This window comes from Pantoea sp. DY-17, from assembly GCF_019795975.1.
GTDB classification, from domain to species: domain Bacteria; phylum Pseudomonadota; class Gammaproteobacteria; order Enterobacterales; family Enterobacteriaceae; genus Pantoea; species Pantoea leporis.
In genome coordinates this window covers 2188530-2203035 of the sequence record NZ_JAIMIG010000001.1, presented here as the reverse complement: position 1 = coordinate 2203035, position 14506 = coordinate 2188530, and the positions used below count along the sequence as shown (strand labels likewise).

Genomic DNA, 14506 nt, shown 5'->3' with positions numbered 1-14506 from the left:
TGACTAACCGATAATTAACTTTACTTCGTTACTTGCCAGAATATAATGGCCGCAATTTCAAAGCAGGAGAGTTCAGTTGGACAGTCACCCTTTTAGTTGGCATCACAAGGCAAGCTGACGCGCGAACTTTTTTGTCGCTGCTTGCCAACGCGGCGGGCAGCAATCCTCTCTTTTCTGATGATTGTTCCCTTTAAACGACATTGTAACGGGCCAAAGCCCGTGGGGATATCATCATGCACATGATTTTTAACACACTTTTCCCTCCGCCTCGATACGCGCGCTGAACCTCAGCGTGCTGATTTGCGCTGCACATTAGACGGCTTTTCGCTGTTCGATTGCGTGGTGTTTACCTTCGTCTTTATTTATTACTCGTTATTTTGCGAGCAACTCTTTTCGTCTTTAATTTCCGGGAGGTGATATGGAAATTCCCGACAGGTTATTTTTAATTTAACAAACGCATTGCCGTTAATTTAATTTGTGTGCCTCGCACGCAGGGATTTTTATTGCCGTAATAAAGAGGAATGTCACTATGACTGACATGAAACTCAACCAGGACAAAAAAGCCTGGAACACCACGCGCCAGCCGCGTCAAAAAACACCGCGTTACCTGATTGAAGATGAAGCCGGTTTTACTGCCGACGAAACGCTGGTGCGTCTGCGCAGCGATGCGCTTGGCCTGAGTGAACGTGAAGCCGAGGCGCGCCTGGATGTATACGGCCGCAATCAGGTCGAACACGACAAAGCGCCACCGGCGTTGTTGCAGTTGCTGCAGGCATTCAACAATCCGTTTATCTATGTCCTGATGGCGCTGGCGCTGGTGAGCTTTTTCACTGATTTCTGGCTGCCGCTGCGCAACGGCGAGGAGACCGATCTGACCGGTGTCATCATCATTGTGACGATGGTAACGCTCAGCGGTTTGCTGCGCTTCTGGCAGGAGTTCCGTACCAATAAAGCGGCGCAGGCGCTGAAATCGATGGTGCGCACCACCGCCACGGTGCTGCGTCGTGAGTCAGCGCAACAAGCGCCGCTCAAACAGGAAGTCGATATCGCCACGCTGGTGCCGGGTGACATCATCTATCTGTCGGCGGGGGATTTGGTGCCAGCCGATGTGCGGCTGCTGGATTCACGCGATCTGTTTATCAGCCAGGCGATTTTGACCGGCGAATCGTTACCGGTTGAGAAATATGACGTCACCGGCCACGTCACCAGCAAAAGCAGCGGTGCCAGCGAACAGGGCACATCGCTGCTGGAACTGGGCAGCGTCTGCCTGATGGGCACCAACGTGTCCAGCGGCAGCGCCAAAGCGGTGGTAGTGGCAACCGGCAGCGAAACTTACTTCGGTAGCCTGGCGAAATCGATTGTGGGTAATCGCTCACAAACCGCCTTTGACCGCGGCGTCAACAGCGTGAGCTGGCTGCTGATCCGCTTCATGTTGGTGATGGTACCGGTGGTGTTGCTGATTAATGGCCTAACCAAAGGCGACTGGCTGGATGCTTCACTGTTTGCGCTGGCGGTAGCGGTAGGTTTAACACCGGAAATGTTGCCGATGATCGTCAGCTCCAACCTGGCGAAAGGCGCCATCGCCATGTCGCGGCGTAAAGTGATCGTCAAACGTCTGAATGCGATTCAAAACCTCGGCGCGATGGATATTCTCTGCACCGACAAAACCGGCACGCTGACGCAGGACAACATCATTCTGGAGCATCATCTGGATTGTGCTGGCGTGGAGAACTCACGCGTGCTGATGCTGAGCTGGCTTAACAGCCACTATCAAAGCGGCACGCTGAATCTGATGGATCGCGCCATTTTGCAGTACGGCAAAAACCGCGTCAGCGAAGCGGTGAGCGATACCTATATCAAAGTGGATGAACTGCCGTTTGATTTCATTCGCCGTCGCGTCTCGGTGGTGGTGCGCGATCGTCGTCTCAATCAACAGATGCTGATCTGCAAAGGCGCGGTGGAAGAGATGCTGAGCATCGCGACTGCCGAGCGTGAAGGCAAACTGGTGCAGCCGCTGAACGAAACGCGTCGTGCAGAACTGCTGGCGCTGGCTCATCAATACAATGAGCAGGGTTTTCGCGTGCTGCTGGTGGCGAGCCGCGTGCTGGCGGATCCGGGTTTACAGCAGCCGCTGAGCGTGGCGGATGAGCAAGGCTTAACGGTAGAAGGGCTGCTGACCTTCCTTGATCCACCGAAAGAGAGCGCCGCCAAAGCCATCGGCGCGCTGCGCGACAATGGCGTTAGCGTCAAAGTGCTGACCGGCGATAATCCAGTGGTGACCGCGCGCATTTGCCAGCAGGTTGGCATCGACAGCGGCGCGATCGTCACCGGCGACCAAATTGCCCTGATGAGCGACGAGCAGTTGGCAGACGCCGCCGCACAGAGTGCGGTATTCGCTAAACTCACGCCGCTGCAGAAATCACGCATCCTGCGCGCGCTTCAGCAGCAGGGCCACACCGTTGGCTTCCTCGGCGACGGGATTAATGATGCGCCGGCGCTGCGTGATGCCGATGTGGGGATTTCCGTTGATAGCGCGGCGGACATCGCTAAAGAGTCCTCCGATATCATCCTGCTGGAAAAAGATTTGATGGTGCTGGAAGAGGGCGTAATGAAGGGACGCGAAACCTTCGGCAACATCATTAAGTACCTGAACATGACCGCCAGCTCGAACTTCGGCAACGTGTTCTCGGTGTTGGTGGCGAGCGCCTTTATTCCGTTCCTGCCGATGCTGGCGATTCATCTGCTGATTCAGAACCTGATGTACGATCTGTCCCAGCTGGCACTGCCGTGGGACAAAATGGACCGCGAGTTCCTGCGTAAGCCGCGTAAATGGGACGCGCGTAATATCAAACGCTTCATGTTGTGGATTGGGCCAACGTCGTCGATTTTCGATATCACCACTTTTGCGCTGATGTGGTTCGTGTTCGCGGCGAATACGCCAGAAATGCAGTCGCTGTTCCAGTCCGGCTGGTTTATTGAAGGCTTGCTGTCGCAAACGCTGGTGGTGCACATGCTGCGCACGCAAAAGATTCCGTTTATCCAGAGCCGTGCGGCGCTGCCGGTGCTGCTGACCACTGCGTGTGTGATGATCGCCGGCATTCTGCTGCCGTTCTCACCGCTGGGTGCGATGGTGGGATTGGTGCCGCTGCCATGGTCTTACTTCCCATGGCTGGTGGCAACGCTGCTCGGTTATTGCGTGGTTGCGCAGGGCATGAAAATGCTCTACATCAAGCGCTTTGGCCAATGGTTTTAAACACATGGAGGTGAAATGCGTAACCGCAATCTCAATAAGGTGGTGTTTCACCTGATAATGATGATGGTTGTCATGGTGGTGTTAACGCTGGTGTTTCGTTAATGAAAAAAGGGCAGGATTTCCTGCCCTTTTCTTTACTCTTCGTCGGGCTGGTAATACTGCACGCCGATCTCAATGCGCTCGCGGCCGCTAGCTACACGATGGCGATTGCTGTCGCGCAGCGAGTAGATGCAGCCGCAATACTCCTGCTGATAGAAACGTTCGCGCTTGCTGATCTCAATCATGCGTGACGAGCCGCCACCTTTCCGCCAGTTGAACTCCCAATAAAGCATATCGGGATAGTGCGCCGCCGCGCGCACGCCGCAATCGTTAATCTGCTGCATATTCTTCCAGCGCGAAATGCCGAGTGAACTGGTGATCACCGGGAAACCGTTTTCATGTGCATACAGCGCGGTGCGTTCAAAGCGCATGTCGAAACACATGGTGCAGCGCACGCCACGTTCCGGTTCCCACTCCATGCCACGCGCCCGCTCAAACCAATTGTCTTTGTCGTAATCGGCATCAACAAAGGGCACGCCAAACTGCTCGGCAAAGCGGATATTCTCCTCTTTACGCAGCTCATACTCTTTCAGCGGATGAATGTTTGGGTTGTAGAAGAAGATGGTGTAATCGATGCCGGAAGCCAGCATTGCTTCCATCACTTCGCCCGAGCAGGGCGCACAGCAGGAGTGCAACAGGACTTTGTTATGACCGTTGGGCAAGGGCAGCGGCTGGCGGGTAAAGGTGTCAGACATGAGCATTATTGGTTAATGGAGTGTTGGGTAAAGTCTAAGGGGATAGCGTTAAAGATGCAAAGTTGAGGAAAACAGACAATAAAAAAGGCCGCAAACGCGGCCTCTGGATTGAGCGACGAACCTTATTCAGTCACTTTCTTTTTCAGATCGCTGGCACCTTCTTTGGTTTTATTCCAGCCTTTCTGCGTGCCTTCTTTGGTGGCATCCCAACCTTTCTCAGAACCTTCTTTGGTTTTGTTCCAGGCTTTCTGCGTACCTTCGCTGGCTTTGCTGGTCAGGTTATCGCTTTTGCCTTCTGCAGCATGCTTCGCTTTCAGCTGCTGCTCTTTACCTTCGTTCTGCGCCTGATGCAGTTTTTCTTTGGCGGTATTCGCACCGGCCTGCGCGTTAGCGACAGTTTCATCAGTTGCATGTGTGGTCGCGGCAAAAGCCGAAGATGCCATCAGAATGGCTGACAGTGCAATAATGGTCTTTTTCATAATTCCCTCTTTCATGAAATATGTCGTCTCAGGTAATCATCCTGGCACAGGCCGGGATGGAAAGATTTAAGAATAAACCAGGAATGAAAAAGGTCTAGTTTCGCTGGCAAAATCACCAGTAGATAGCATTTTAGGTTGTTGCAGGAAGGGATAAGAGCCACCTGAGCGGTGGCGCTGCAATATTAATCTGCTATCTGTCTGGCGCAGCATAGCAGTGGCGCAACGTGCAACGGTTGCGTACCGAGGTTGGCAATCAGGGATTGAAAGTTACGCTGGTAACGTTGTGGAATCCGGGTGGCAATAAACACGCGATAGCCGAGGCGTTTATCGCCAGCCTGCCTGAGCTGTGGAGCCGCCTCTACTCTTCGTCGCGCTCTTTAGCGGCGCGCTGACGATCATAGAACTCATCTTCGGCGGCGATGATCTCATCCATCAATGAGTTCATATCCACTTCATGCACCTCTTCTACGAAGAGACCGGTGAGCGGCGTTTCTGGCGTCAGCTTTCCATCTTCATATAACTGCCAGATCTCTTTCGCATAGCGCGTTTGCAAAATCTGCGGAGCATATTGCCCGTAATAGGCGGTGATATTGTTCACATCGCGCTCAAACATCGATTCAGCGTGGTTGTTTGCCGCGGCATCAACCGCTTGTGGCAAGTCGATAATCACCGGTCCGTTGGCATCCTGCAGCACGTTGAATTCCGACAGATCACCATGAACAATGCCGGCGCACAGCATGCGCACGATATTGCGGATCATGGTATCGAAATCCTTCAGGGCGTTCTCTTCGGTCAGGAACACATCGCTCAGGCGTGGCGCAACCAGACCTTCTGCGTCTGTGACCAGCTCCATCAACAAAACGCCGTCGATGCAAATGTAGGGCTGCGGGACGCGTACGCCAGCATTCGCCAGGCGGAATAACGCATCAACTTCCGCGCTTTGCCAGGTCTCTTCTTGCTGCTTGCGCCCGAATTTCGACCCTTTTTGCATCGCACGTGAATTACGGCTGTTGCGGACTTTGCGCCCTTCCTGATAATGCACGGCCTGCTTGAAACTTCGTTGTGTGGCGTCCTTGTAAACTTTCGCACACTGGATTTTGCCGCCCGTTAACACGGTATAAACGTCAGCTTCTTTGCCGCTTCTTAGTCTTTGTAGTACTTCATCTACCAGGCCATCATCAACGAGAGGCTGGAGTCGGTTTGGGATTTTCATGCGAGTCGCCTTGAAAGAGTCCAGATACAAAAAAGCCCGTAAGGCTTGCGCCATACGGGCTCTTAGGACTTCATCGAATGACTCTGGTGATCATCGATGGAGAATTTTGGTGGAGCTGGCGGGAGTTGAACCCGCGTCCGAAATTACTACACCGTCGGCACTACATGCTTAGTCAGTCTTTACATTCGCCGGCCAGCTGCGGACAGACACGCCACTGACAAACTAGCCTGATTAGATTTAGTGCTTCAACCCCAGGCAAGGCATCCACACGATCTCTTTTGGGTTTGACCTCTCTTGATCCCCGTCTTAAGAGCGGAAGCTAGGGAGAGAGGGCTTCAAAGCAGGTTATTAAGCTGCTAAAGCGTAGTTTTCGTCGTTTGCGACTATTTTTTTGCGGCTTTTTACGAGGCAAACCGCCCCTCGGCATGCTCCTAAGGCTTCACAATCCCGTCGAGTCCAGAATCAGCCCCAAGAAATTTCAATACTACAGACAAGCGACGCCAAAATCCAGCGCTTAACGCTTTGAATTCTTCATAATACGCGCTTTGTCCATCTTCCATTCGCGCTCTTTCACGTCGTCACGCTTGTCGTGCTCTTTCTTACCGCGCGCCACACCGATTTTCAGTTTGGCCCAGGCATTTTTCCAGTACATCGACAGCGCAACCACGGTAAAACCTTCGCGGTTGACGCGACCGTACAGCGAATCGAGTTCGCGTTGTTTCAGCAGCAGCTTGCGGCTTCGCGTGGGATCACACACCACATGCGTCGAAGCAACCGCCAGCGGCTGGAAAGTAGAGCCGAACAGGTAAGCTTCACCATCGCGCAACAGAATGTAGCTATCGCTGATGTTAGCCTTACCGGCACGGAGTGATTTGACTTCCCATCCTTGCAACGACATACCCGCCTCGAACTCTTCTTCAATGAAGTATTCATGACGTGCGCGTTTATTGAGGGCAATAGTGGCTGAACCGGGTTTGTTAACTTTTTTCTTTGTCATAGTGCGGCGTAGTCTACATCACTCAGTTTATGGGCGCATCCCCTGTCCTGCAGGGCGGTAAAAAACACTCCATTTTAGCACAGCAAGCAAAGCCGTGAATTTTTGTTTGGTGACTGAAAATGGTATTATTCAATGGTTTTGTGATGAACAGGAACCATTATGGCCCAGATTAGTCGTTCAGCGCTGGTCCCTTATAGCGCTGAACAGATGTACCGTCTTGTGAATGACGTGGATGCTTATCCTCAGTTTCTGCCGGGTTGCACCGGCAGTCGCGTGCTGGATAACAGCGGAGATCAAATGACCGCGGCCGTTGATGTCTCGAAAGCGGGCATCAGTAAAACTTTCACCACGCGCAACACGCTGATCAGCAACCAAAGCATATTGATGCAGTTGGTTGATGGCCCGTTTCGTAAATTGACCGGCGGCTGGCATTTCACTTCATTAGGTGATGATGCCTGCAAGGTTGAGTTGAACCTCGATTTTGAGTTCACCAATATGCTGGTAGAAATGGCGTTCGGCCGCATCTTTAAAGAGCTGGCAAACAGCATGGTGCAGGCGTTCAGTCAGCGCGCAAAAGAGGTCTATCGTGCCTGATATCAGCGTGGAAGTGGTTTACGCACTGCCAGATAAGCAGTATATGCGTGCCGTAACGCTTGAAGAAGGCGCAACCGTTGAGCAAGCGATCAAGGCTTCGGGGTTGCTGTCACTGCGTAAAGATATTGACCTGAACTCGAATAAGGTTGGGATTTATAGCCGCCCGGTAAAATTGGGTGATGCCGTCCAGGATGGTGATCGCATTGAGATCTATCGTCCGCTGATTGCCGACCCGAAAGAGTTACGGCGTCAACGCGCAGAGCGGTCAGCTGAGAAGAAATAGTCGGAATGTAAAAACGAAAAAAGGCGCTTAAGCGCCTTTTTTATTGCCGTTTACTTAGCCTTCTTTGCCTGAGAGCTTCGGCTTATTGTCGATGTTAGTCAGTGTTCCGTTGCTGTCAAAGGTCAGCGTCAGCGTTTGCTGTTTCACACCTTCATGGCCTGGTTCCTGGCGGAACACGTAATACCAAACGTTGCTGCCAAACGGATCGCGCATCATCGGCGTACCGAGCGTGTAGGCAACCTGCTGCTGCGTCATGCCATTGTGGATCTTCGACACATCGTTGGCGACCAGGTAATTCCCCTGATTGATATCCGGACGATACACAACGCGCTCAAGGGTGGAACATCCAGCGGTCATCATCAACATTACTACTGCCGCGGCAGTCAGCGTTTTACAGCGCATCTATACATTCCTTTTCTGGGGCCAAACGCCTTTCAGCAGGCTATTTTTTTGCCATCAAATTCTGAACTCTGCCTGCGGCAGGCTTTATTACTCAGACGACATAACTGCCGATGATAATAAACCTTTTCGCTATTTGAAACCTCTACAGAGCAAGCATATGACCACCAGCCGGGAAAAAAGTGCGGTATCAGGCGGCTAAAAGTTCTTTAGCGTTGGCCAGCGTGTTGCGCGTCACCTCGCTGCCGCCCAGCAAACGCGCCAACTCTTGCAGACGCGCGCGTTTATCCAGCGGCTGCATATGCGTTTCTGTCATCGCACCATCGGTCTCTTTGCTGACGTAAAAGTGCTGATGACCGCAGCCGGCAACCTGCGGCAGGTGCGTGACACACATCACCTGCGTTGACTCGCCCAGCTGACGCAGCATTTGACCGACAACAGCGGCGGTTGGGCCGCTGATGCCAACATCTACTTCATCGAAGATCATTGCCGGTGTTTCCATTTTCTGTGCGGTAATCACCTGAATCGCCAGAGCAATACGCGACAGCTCACCGCCGGATGCCACTTTGCCCAGCGGCTGGAGCGGCTGGCCTGGGTTCGTCGTAACGCGGAAATCAATGCGCGTTGCACCATCTGCGGTGAGTTGATCGGCATTGAACTCCAGCACAATCGCAAACTGGCCGTGCGGCATTGCCAGCGTGCGCATGCTTTGCGTGATCAGCTGGCTCAATTCTTGAGCGGAATGCTCGCGCAGTTGATGCAAATTTTCAGCGCTGACTAACGCGGCTTTGTGGTGGGCGACAACTTCAGACTGCAAAGTTTCCTGATCGCTCTCTTGTTGCGAAAGCAATTCCGCTTCATCCAGTAGCTGCTGATAAAGCACCGGCAAAGTTTCAGGTGAGACATGGTGCTTACGCGCCAATGCAATCTGCCGTGACAGACGTTGCTCCAGCTCATGCAGACGATTGGGATCGAGATCCAGACGTTCGCAGTAGTGGCGCAGTTCATCGCTGGCTTCACTGAGTTGAATCGCGGCTTCCTCCAGCAGATTGAACACGCCGCTGACTTTATTATCCAGCGTCACCAGTTCGCCCAGCATGTGACGAGCGCTATAAAGAAGGCTCTGCAGGTTGGTGTCATCCCCATCGGCGAGAATTTGCAGCGCTTGCTGGCTGGTGGAGAGCAACTGGCCACTGTTCGCCAGGCGTTTGTACTCTTCATCAATCTGTTCAAATTCGCCCAGCTGCGGGGCAAATTCATTGAGTTCTTTCAACTGATACTGCAGTAGCTCGCGACGGGATTCACGCTCTTGCGAAAGCTGCTGATGTTGTGCCAGCGCGCGGCAACTCTGATGCCAGCGCTGATAGTGCTGGCGCATTTCAGACAGCAAATCATCGTGGGCTGCATACGCATCCAGCAGATGTTTTTGGTGATCGGATTTGAGCAGCAACTGGTGAGCATGCTGGCCGTGAATCTGAATCAGCAACTGGCCCAGTTCACGCAACTGCGACAGCGGCACCGATGTGCCGTTGATAAAGCCACGCGAACGACCATCCGCGCTAATCACACGCCGCAGCAGACACTCATTGCCCTCATCCAGCTGATTCTCCACCAGCCAGCGTTGTGCGGAAGGCGAAGCTTTGAGCTGGAAGCGGGCGCAGATATCAGCGCGGCTGGCACCCTGACGCACCATATCTGCTTCAGCGCGGCCGCCCAGACACAGGCCCAGCGCATCGATGGCGATAGATTTACCTGCGCCGGTTTCACCCGTGATCGCCGTCATACCACGATGAAAGTCGATCTCCAGTTCACGAACGATAGCAAAGTTACTGATGGTCAATTGTGCCAGCATAGAATCACCTGTATGTAAAAACAGATATGGTTTTACGTACAGTATATCCTGGTTTTTTATACAGTAAAGTAGTCAGCGCTGATTTTCAGAACAATTTTTTAGACCAGCCCAGCTTTGAACTTAAGGTATTAAAATAGTTGTAATTTTTAGGATGGATAAGATTGAGATGATTGGCGCTACGGCGGATCAGGACATCTTCACCTTCCTGAATTGGCAAGGCAATCTGGCTGTCGCAACTTATCTCGAGATCGCTGCGCAGGGAAGAAAAACGCAGGCGGATGGTGCTGCTGCTGTTGATTACCAGCGGACGCGCAGAAAGCGTATGCGGGAACATGGGCACCAGCGTAATCGCATCCAGCGACGGCGTCAGAATAGGGCCGCCCGCCGAAAGCGAATAGGCGGTGGAGCCGGTCGGCGTGGAGATAATCAAACCATCGGAACGCTGTGAAAAGGCAAAAACCTCATCAATATAGACTTCGAATTCAATCATATGCGCAACTTTACCGGGATGCAGCACCACTTCATTAATGGCGCTACCAATGCGCGGCGAGCACGCTTCTTTGCACACCTGCGCCTCCAGCAAGAAGCGGCTTTCGACGAAGTAATCGCCCTGCAGCACATCGTCCAGCTGCTGTTGCGCATTGTCCGGATCGAGATCGGTGAGAAAACCGAGGTTGCCACGGTTGATGCCAATCACTTTAATGTCATAGCGCGCCAGCACACGGGCAGCACCAAGCATGTTGCCATCGCCACCAACCACCACAGCTAAATCAGCGCGTTGACCAATATCCGCAAGGCTGCCGGTTTGGGCATTTTTCAAATCCAGTTCGCGCGCAATCTGCTGCTCGACAATCACCTCATAACCCTTTGCCGTTAGCCAGCGCCAGAGCATTTCATGGGTGGTTAACGCAGTAGGATGGCGCGGATGGCCGACAATCCCGATGCAGTTAAAGTGTTTGTTCATTTAGCGCGAGTTCCTTACAAGCCAAAACGGCCAGGCAATGTGATGGGTTTACTTGAAACCGTCAAACTGATCCCCATAATAAGCCAACCAGCGAGATGAATGTGCAAAACGCGGAGAAATTCATGAGTAGTAAAGAACAGAACACCCCAAACGAGCAAGTCTCAGACGAAATTCAACAGGATCAGCAGCACGTGGACGCAGAGACAACCGCTGAGGTGGATCCGCGTGATGAGCGTATCGCGCAACTGGAAGCCGAGTTAGCCGTGTCGCAAACCGGCGTGCGTGATGCACAGCTGCGTGCGCAGGCGGAGATCGAAAATATTCGTCGCCGTACTGAAATGGATGTGGAAAAAGCGCATAAATTTGCGCTGGAGAAATTTGCCAACGAGCTGCTGCCCGTGATCGATAGCCTGGAGCGCGCGCTGGAAATGGCAGACAAAGAGAACGCTGAACTGGCTTCGATGATCGAAGGTATCGAGCTGACGCTGAAGTCGCTGCTGGGCGCGGTGCGTAAGTTTGGCGTGGAAGTGGTGGGCGAAACCAATGTGCCATTCAATCCAGAGATCCATCAGGCGATGTCGATGATGGAATCAGAAGATATGGCGCCAAATCACGTGCTGATGGTGATGCAGCGCGGTTACACCCTCAATGGTCGCCTGCTGCGTCCGGCGATGGTGGCAGTGACCAAAGCCAAAGGCTAATCTGTCGCTGTAATAACAACGGCCGCTTAATGCGGCCGTTTGTTTATTAAGGCAACACCGGCATCCAGTCAATTGGTGACTGGCCCGATTGGCTCAGCAGCGCATTCGCCTGCGAGAAGTGTTTACTGCCAAAAAAGCCACGATGCGCGGAGAGCGGAGAAGGGTGCGGCGCTTTCAATACATGATGACGCTGCGTATCAATGATGCTGCCTTTCTTCTGCGCATGCGAACCCCACAGCAAGAAAATTACCCCTTCGCGATGCTGATTGATGGCGCTGATGACGTTATCGGTAAAGGTTTCCCAGCCAAAGCGCGCGTGCGAATGCGCCTTACTGGCTTCCACCGTTAACACGGTGTTCAACAGCAACACGCCTTGTGTTGCCCAGCTTTCAAGAAAACCGTGCGTAGGACGCACAAAGCCGGGCATATCCTGCTCAAGTTCTTTATACATATTCAGTAATGACGGCGGGATCGCCACGCCGGGCAGAACGGAAAAAGCCAGACCATGCGCCTGATTCGGGCCGTGATAGGGATCCTGCCCCAAAATCACCACTTTGATATCGCCCAGTTCGGTCAGCCGAAAGGCATTAAACACATCCTTCTGCGGCGGATACACCGTTACGCCGGCAGCGCGTTCATTGGCCACCGCTTTCAGCGTTTCCACGAAGTAAGGTTTCTCTTTCTCTTCAGCCAGCACGTCGTGCCAGGTCAGCTTCTCAGCCATCGTTGACTCCCTGCAAAATAGTGCGCCTAGCTTAACGTGTCGGACTCAACAGCAGAAGGGTAAAAATAATTTGAATATTTACGTAAAATTTTAATTAGCGAAGTTGTTATGAATCAATTTGTTAGGTTTTCAGCGTGTAATCGTGACTGGACGAAATTGATACAGGTCAAAACGGCGCTTTTCCTGCAGTGATATACCACAGCATTCCAAAACCTTATGAACCTCGCTGCCCAGTTGCGACAGCGTAATGCCCTGGAGACCTACTATGATTACCGGTATTCAAATTACTCAGGCAAATAATCCACAGCTATTGAACTCATTCTGGCTGCTGGACGATGATAAAGCCGAAGCGCGCTGCCTGTGCGCCAAAGGGGATTTCGCAGAAGATCAGGTTGTTGCTATCAGCGATCTCGGCGAAATCGCTTACCGTGAAATTCCACTTGAGCAGAAACCGCAGGTGCGCATCGAAGGTGGTCAGCACCTGAACGTTAACGTGCTGCGCCGCGATACGCTGGAAGATGCCGTCAATCATCCGGAAAAATATCCGCAGTTGACCATTCGCGTATCTGGCTATGCCGTGCGCTTTAACGCGCTGACGCCAGAGCAGCAGCGTGACGTGATTACACGTACATTCACCGAAAGCCTGTAATTGCAGCGCTGACGAAAAGACACACAGCAATACAAGCCGCGCCAATGTTGATTGGCGCGGCTTTTTTTATCTGGCGAGTTTAAAAGAACGGTTCTTCAGGGCGGATGATAGCGAAAGCGCGTTTTCGCTACGCTTAAAACAAAAAAATCGCCTCAAAAGAGGCGATTAATTACAACGAGTGCTGTTTTATTCCGCACCAGACTTTGGTGCATCGCTACCGCTTGGCTTGCGGCGTTTACCCACATTTTTGGTATCGCGATGACGTTGCTTGACGCGCGGTTTCTCTTGTTCTTTCTCTTTACGCTCTTGACGCTTCGCAAGTGCTTTTTTCGACGGTTTTCCCGTCACTTTAGCACTTGGCGCACGGCTTTCTGGACGCAGCTCATCAATCACGCGCGCTTTTAACGGCTCGTTGATGTAACGGGTGATTTTACCCAGCAGCACGTGATCGTGCGCTTCAACCAGCGAGATCGCGGTACCTTTACGGCCCGCACGCGCGGTACGACCGATACGGTGCAGATAGGTATCTGCGGTGCGCGGCAAATCGTAGTTAATCACGTGCGAGATATCGTCGATGTCGATACCGCGCGCAGCAACGTCGGTGGCAATCATCACCTTCACGCGGCCATCATTCATACGCTTGATGGCTTCGTTACGGTTGACCTGCACCATTTCGCCTTCGAGGTAGCTGGTGCGGATGCCCGCTTCATGAAGCCAGGTAACCAGCTCATGCAGGCGCTCACGTTTGCGCACAAACACAATGACGCGCGTGGCATCTGGCTGTTTCAACAGGTGAATCAGCAGCTTGTTCTTATGCTCTAAATTATCGGCGCGGTAATACCATTGCTGGATTTTTTTGCGTTCGCTTTTGCTTGGGTCGGCCTCAATAAACACAGGCTCGTTGAGCAAACGCTCGGCGAAGTCTTTGATGTGCTCACCTTCCAGCGTCGCCGAGAACAGCAGCGTCTGTTTGCGCCAGCGGGTTTCTGCGGCGATGGTTTCGATGTCCTGCGCAAAGCCCATATCGAGCATGCGGTCAGCTTCATCGAGAATCAGCGTTTCTACGGCGCGGCAGTCAAAGTTCTCTTCTTTGATGTACTGCAGCAAACGGCCGGTGGTCGCGACGACGATGTCCTGGTTTTCACTGAACACTTCGGCATGGTTCATATACGCCACGCCCCCGGTGATGGTGGCGATATCCAGATGCGTGTGTTTAGCCAGCTCGCGCGCGTGATCGGCAACCTGCATCGCCAGTTCGCGCGTTGGGGTGATGATCAGAATGCGTGGTGGGCCTGATTTCTTACGCGGGAAATCGAGCAAATGCTGTAAAGCGGGCAGCAAAAACGCTGCAGTTTTCCCCGTCCCGGTTGGAGCCGAACCCAGAACGTCACGGCCTTCCAGCGCGGCAGGAATGGTCTCGGCCTGAATAACAGTAGGGCGAGTGAAGCCTTTTTCCTGCAAAGCTTGTAGCAGGCTTTCATCGAGTTCGAGTTCGGAGAATGTGGTTACGGTCATGGTCTACCTCAGTTTGGGGCGCTGATTATAGACAGAACGAATATAATCTTCATCTGTTTGTGTAGGTATTACCGGCGCAGGTGAATTCC

General features: G+C 52.7%; 15 protein-coding genes and 1 other RNA gene. 6 read left to right on the top strand and 10 right to left on the bottom strand.

What is annotated here, in order from left to right:
- Positions 1-529: 529 nt before the first annotated feature.
- Positions 530-3253 carry a magnesium-translocating P-type ATPase gene (mgtA, locus tag K5Y33_RS10300; RefSeq protein ID WP_222233822.1) on the top strand — a complete coding sequence of 908 codons (2724 nt, stop codon included), beginning with the start codon at positions 530-532 and terminating at the stop codon, positions 3251-3253.
- A gap of 134 nt (positions 3254-3387) precedes the next feature.
- Here the strand turns inward: mgtA and K5Y33_RS10295 are convergent, their stop codons facing one another.
- Both K5Y33_RS10295 and K5Y33_RS10290 read right to left on the bottom strand, forming a co-directional pair.
- The gene (locus K5Y33_RS10295; protein WP_008101584.1) at positions 3388-4047 is read right to left on the bottom strand and encodes an epoxyqueuosine reductase QueH; all 660 of its coding nucleotides are present in this window, start codon (positions 4045-4047) and stop codon (positions 3388-3390) included.
- A gap of 122 nt (positions 4048-4169) precedes the next feature.
- Positions 4170-4526, bottom strand: a complete 357-nt coding sequence (locus K5Y33_RS10290; protein WP_110868297.1) for a hypothetical protein — start codon at positions 4524-4526, stop codon at positions 4170-4172.
- Positions 4527-4750: 224 nt separating this feature from the next.
- Here K5Y33_RS10290 and K5Y33_RS10285 point away from each other — a divergent pair, with 224 nt between their 5' ends.
- The gene (locus tag K5Y33_RS10285; RefSeq protein WP_222233821.1) at positions 4751-4918 is read left to right on the top strand and encodes a hypothetical protein; all 168 of its coding nucleotides are present in this window, start codon (positions 4751-4753) and stop codon (positions 4916-4918) included.
- Here K5Y33_RS10285 and K5Y33_RS10280 read toward each other — a convergent pair.
- The 3 genes from K5Y33_RS10280 to smpB all read right to left on the bottom strand — a co-directional run bounded on the left by K5Y33_RS10280 (position 4885) and on the right by smpB (position 6736).
- The gene (locus tag K5Y33_RS10280; RefSeq protein ID WP_101763447.1) at positions 4885-5739 is read right to left on the bottom strand and encodes a PA4780 family RIO1-like protein kinase; all 855 of its coding nucleotides are present in this window, start codon (positions 5737-5739) and stop codon (positions 4885-4887) included. The two genes, K5Y33_RS10285 and K5Y33_RS10280, sit on opposite strands and share 34 nt — an antisense overlap.
- A 107-nt stretch (positions 5740-5846) precedes the next feature.
- Positions 5847-6209: a transfer-messenger RNA gene (ssrA, locus tag K5Y33_RS10275) on the bottom strand.
- Between the two features lie 44 nt (positions 6210-6253).
- Positions 6254-6736, bottom strand: coding sequence for an SsrA-binding protein SmpB (gene smpB / locus K5Y33_RS10270; protein WP_007886141.1), 483 nt, complete (start codon positions 6734-6736; stop codon positions 6254-6256).
- Between the two features lie 159 nt (positions 6737-6895).
- Here smpB and K5Y33_RS10265 point away from each other — a divergent pair, with 159 nt between their 5' ends.
- Together K5Y33_RS10265 and K5Y33_RS10260 are read left to right on the top strand one after the other, a co-directional pair.
- Positions 6896-7330 carry a type II toxin-antitoxin system RatA family toxin gene (locus K5Y33_RS10265; RefSeq protein WP_008101549.1) on the top strand — a complete coding sequence of 145 codons (435 nt, stop codon included), beginning with the start codon at positions 6896-6898 and terminating at the stop codon, positions 7328-7330.
- A complete protein-coding gene (locus K5Y33_RS10260) occupies positions 7323-7613 on the top strand; it encodes an RnfH family protein (protein ID WP_110868282.1) in 291 nt (96 codons plus the stop codon). The genes K5Y33_RS10265 and K5Y33_RS10260 overlap by 8 nt, the downstream gene beginning before the upstream one ends.
- A 54-nt stretch (positions 7614-7667) precedes the next feature.
- On the opposite strand, the gene bamE is transcribed toward K5Y33_RS10260, so the two are convergent.
- The 3 genes from bamE to nadK all read right to left on the bottom strand — a co-directional run bounded on the left by bamE (position 7668) and on the right by nadK (position 10828).
- Positions 7668-8015: an outer membrane protein assembly factor BamE gene (bamE, locus tag K5Y33_RS10255; RefSeq protein ID WP_101763449.1), complete on the bottom strand. Its 348-nt coding sequence runs from the start codon at positions 8013-8015 to the stop codon at positions 7668-7670.
- Positions 8016-8202: 187 nt separating this feature from the next.
- Entirely contained in the window at positions 8203-9864 is a 1662-nt protein-coding gene (recN, locus tag K5Y33_RS10250; protein ID WP_154155625.1) for a DNA repair protein RecN, read from the bottom strand.
- A gap of 85 nt (positions 9865-9949) precedes the next feature.
- Positions 9950-10828, bottom strand: coding sequence for an NAD(+) kinase (gene nadK / locus K5Y33_RS10245; RefSeq protein ID WP_061718023.1), 879 nt, complete (start codon positions 10826-10828; stop codon positions 9950-9952).
- A gap of 122 nt (positions 10829-10950) precedes the next feature.
- Between nadK and grpE the strand changes: the two genes are divergently transcribed.
- Positions 10951-11529, top strand: a complete 579-nt coding sequence (grpE, locus tag K5Y33_RS10240; protein ID WP_110868296.1) for a nucleotide exchange factor GrpE — start codon at positions 10951-10953, stop codon at positions 11527-11529.
- A gap of 46 nt (positions 11530-11575) precedes the next feature.
- Here the strand turns inward: grpE and ung are convergent, their stop codons facing one another.
- The gene (ung, locus tag K5Y33_RS10235) at positions 11576-12253 is read right to left on the bottom strand and encodes a uracil-DNA glycosylase (RefSeq protein ID WP_110868280.1); all 678 of its coding nucleotides are present in this window, start codon (positions 12251-12253) and stop codon (positions 11576-11578) included.
- A 265-nt stretch (positions 12254-12518) separates the two neighbouring features.
- Between ung and grcA the strand changes: the two genes are divergently transcribed.
- Entirely contained in the window at positions 12519-12902 is a 384-nt protein-coding gene (gene grcA, locus K5Y33_RS10230; protein ID WP_222233820.1) for an autonomous glycyl radical cofactor GrcA, read from the top strand.
- 186 nt (positions 12903-13088) lie between these two features.
- Here the strand turns inward: grcA and srmB are convergent, their stop codons facing one another.
- Positions 13089-14417 (bottom strand): ATP-dependent RNA helicase SrmB, encoded by a 1329-nt coding sequence (srmB, locus tag K5Y33_RS10225; protein ID WP_137386305.1) that lies wholly within the window; start codon positions 14415-14417, stop codon positions 13089-13091.
- Between the last annotated feature and the right edge of the window lie 89 nt (positions 14418-14506).

Excerpts from the sequence above, each read along its gene's own strand:
- grcA (WP_222233820.1), top strand. The coding sequence starts at position 12,519 with ATGATTACCGGTATTCAAATTACTCAGGCAAATAATCCACAGCTATTG.
- mgtA (WP_222233822.1), top strand. The coding sequence starts at position 530 with ATGACTGACATGAAACTCAACCAGGACAAAAAAGCCTGGAACACCACG.
- K5Y33_RS10280 (WP_101763447.1), bottom strand. The coding sequence starts at position 5,739 with ATGAAAATCCCAAACCGACTCCAGCCTCTCGTTGATGATGGCCTGGTA.
- grpE (WP_110868296.1), top strand. The coding sequence starts at position 10,951 with ATGAGTAGTAAAGAACAGAACACCCCAAACGAGCAAGTCTCAGACGAA.
- K5Y33_RS10265 (WP_008101549.1), top strand. The coding sequence starts at position 6,896 with ATGGCCCAGATTAGTCGTTCAGCGCTGGTCCCTTATAGCGCTGAACAG.
- nadK (WP_061718023.1), bottom strand. The coding sequence starts at position 10,828 with ATGAACAAACACTTTAACTGCATCGGGATTGTCGGCCATCCGCGCCAT.
- ung (WP_110868280.1), bottom strand. The coding sequence starts at position 12,253 with ATGGCTGAGAAGCTGACCTGGCACGACGTGCTGGCTGAAGAGAAAGAG.
- K5Y33_RS10290 (WP_110868297.1), bottom strand. The coding sequence starts at position 4,526 with ATGAAAAAGACCATTATTGCACTGTCAGCCATTCTGATGGCATCTTCG.
- smpB (WP_007886141.1), bottom strand. The coding sequence starts at position 6,736 with ATGACAAAGAAAAAAGTTAACAAACCCGGTTCAGCCACTATTGCCCTC.
- recN (WP_154155625.1), bottom strand. The coding sequence starts at position 9,864 with ATGCTGGCACAATTGACCATCAGTAACTTTGCTATCGTTCGTGAACTG.
- srmB (WP_137386305.1), bottom strand. The coding sequence starts at position 14,417 with ATGACCGTAACCACATTCTCCGAACTCGAACTCGATGAAAGCCTGCTA.
- K5Y33_RS10295 (WP_008101584.1), bottom strand. The coding sequence starts at position 4,047 with ATGTCTGACACCTTTACCCGCCAGCCGCTGCCCTTGCCCAACGGTCAT.
- bamE (WP_101763449.1), bottom strand. The coding sequence starts at position 8,015 with ATGCGCTGTAAAACGCTGACTGCCGCGGCAGTAGTAATGTTGATGATG.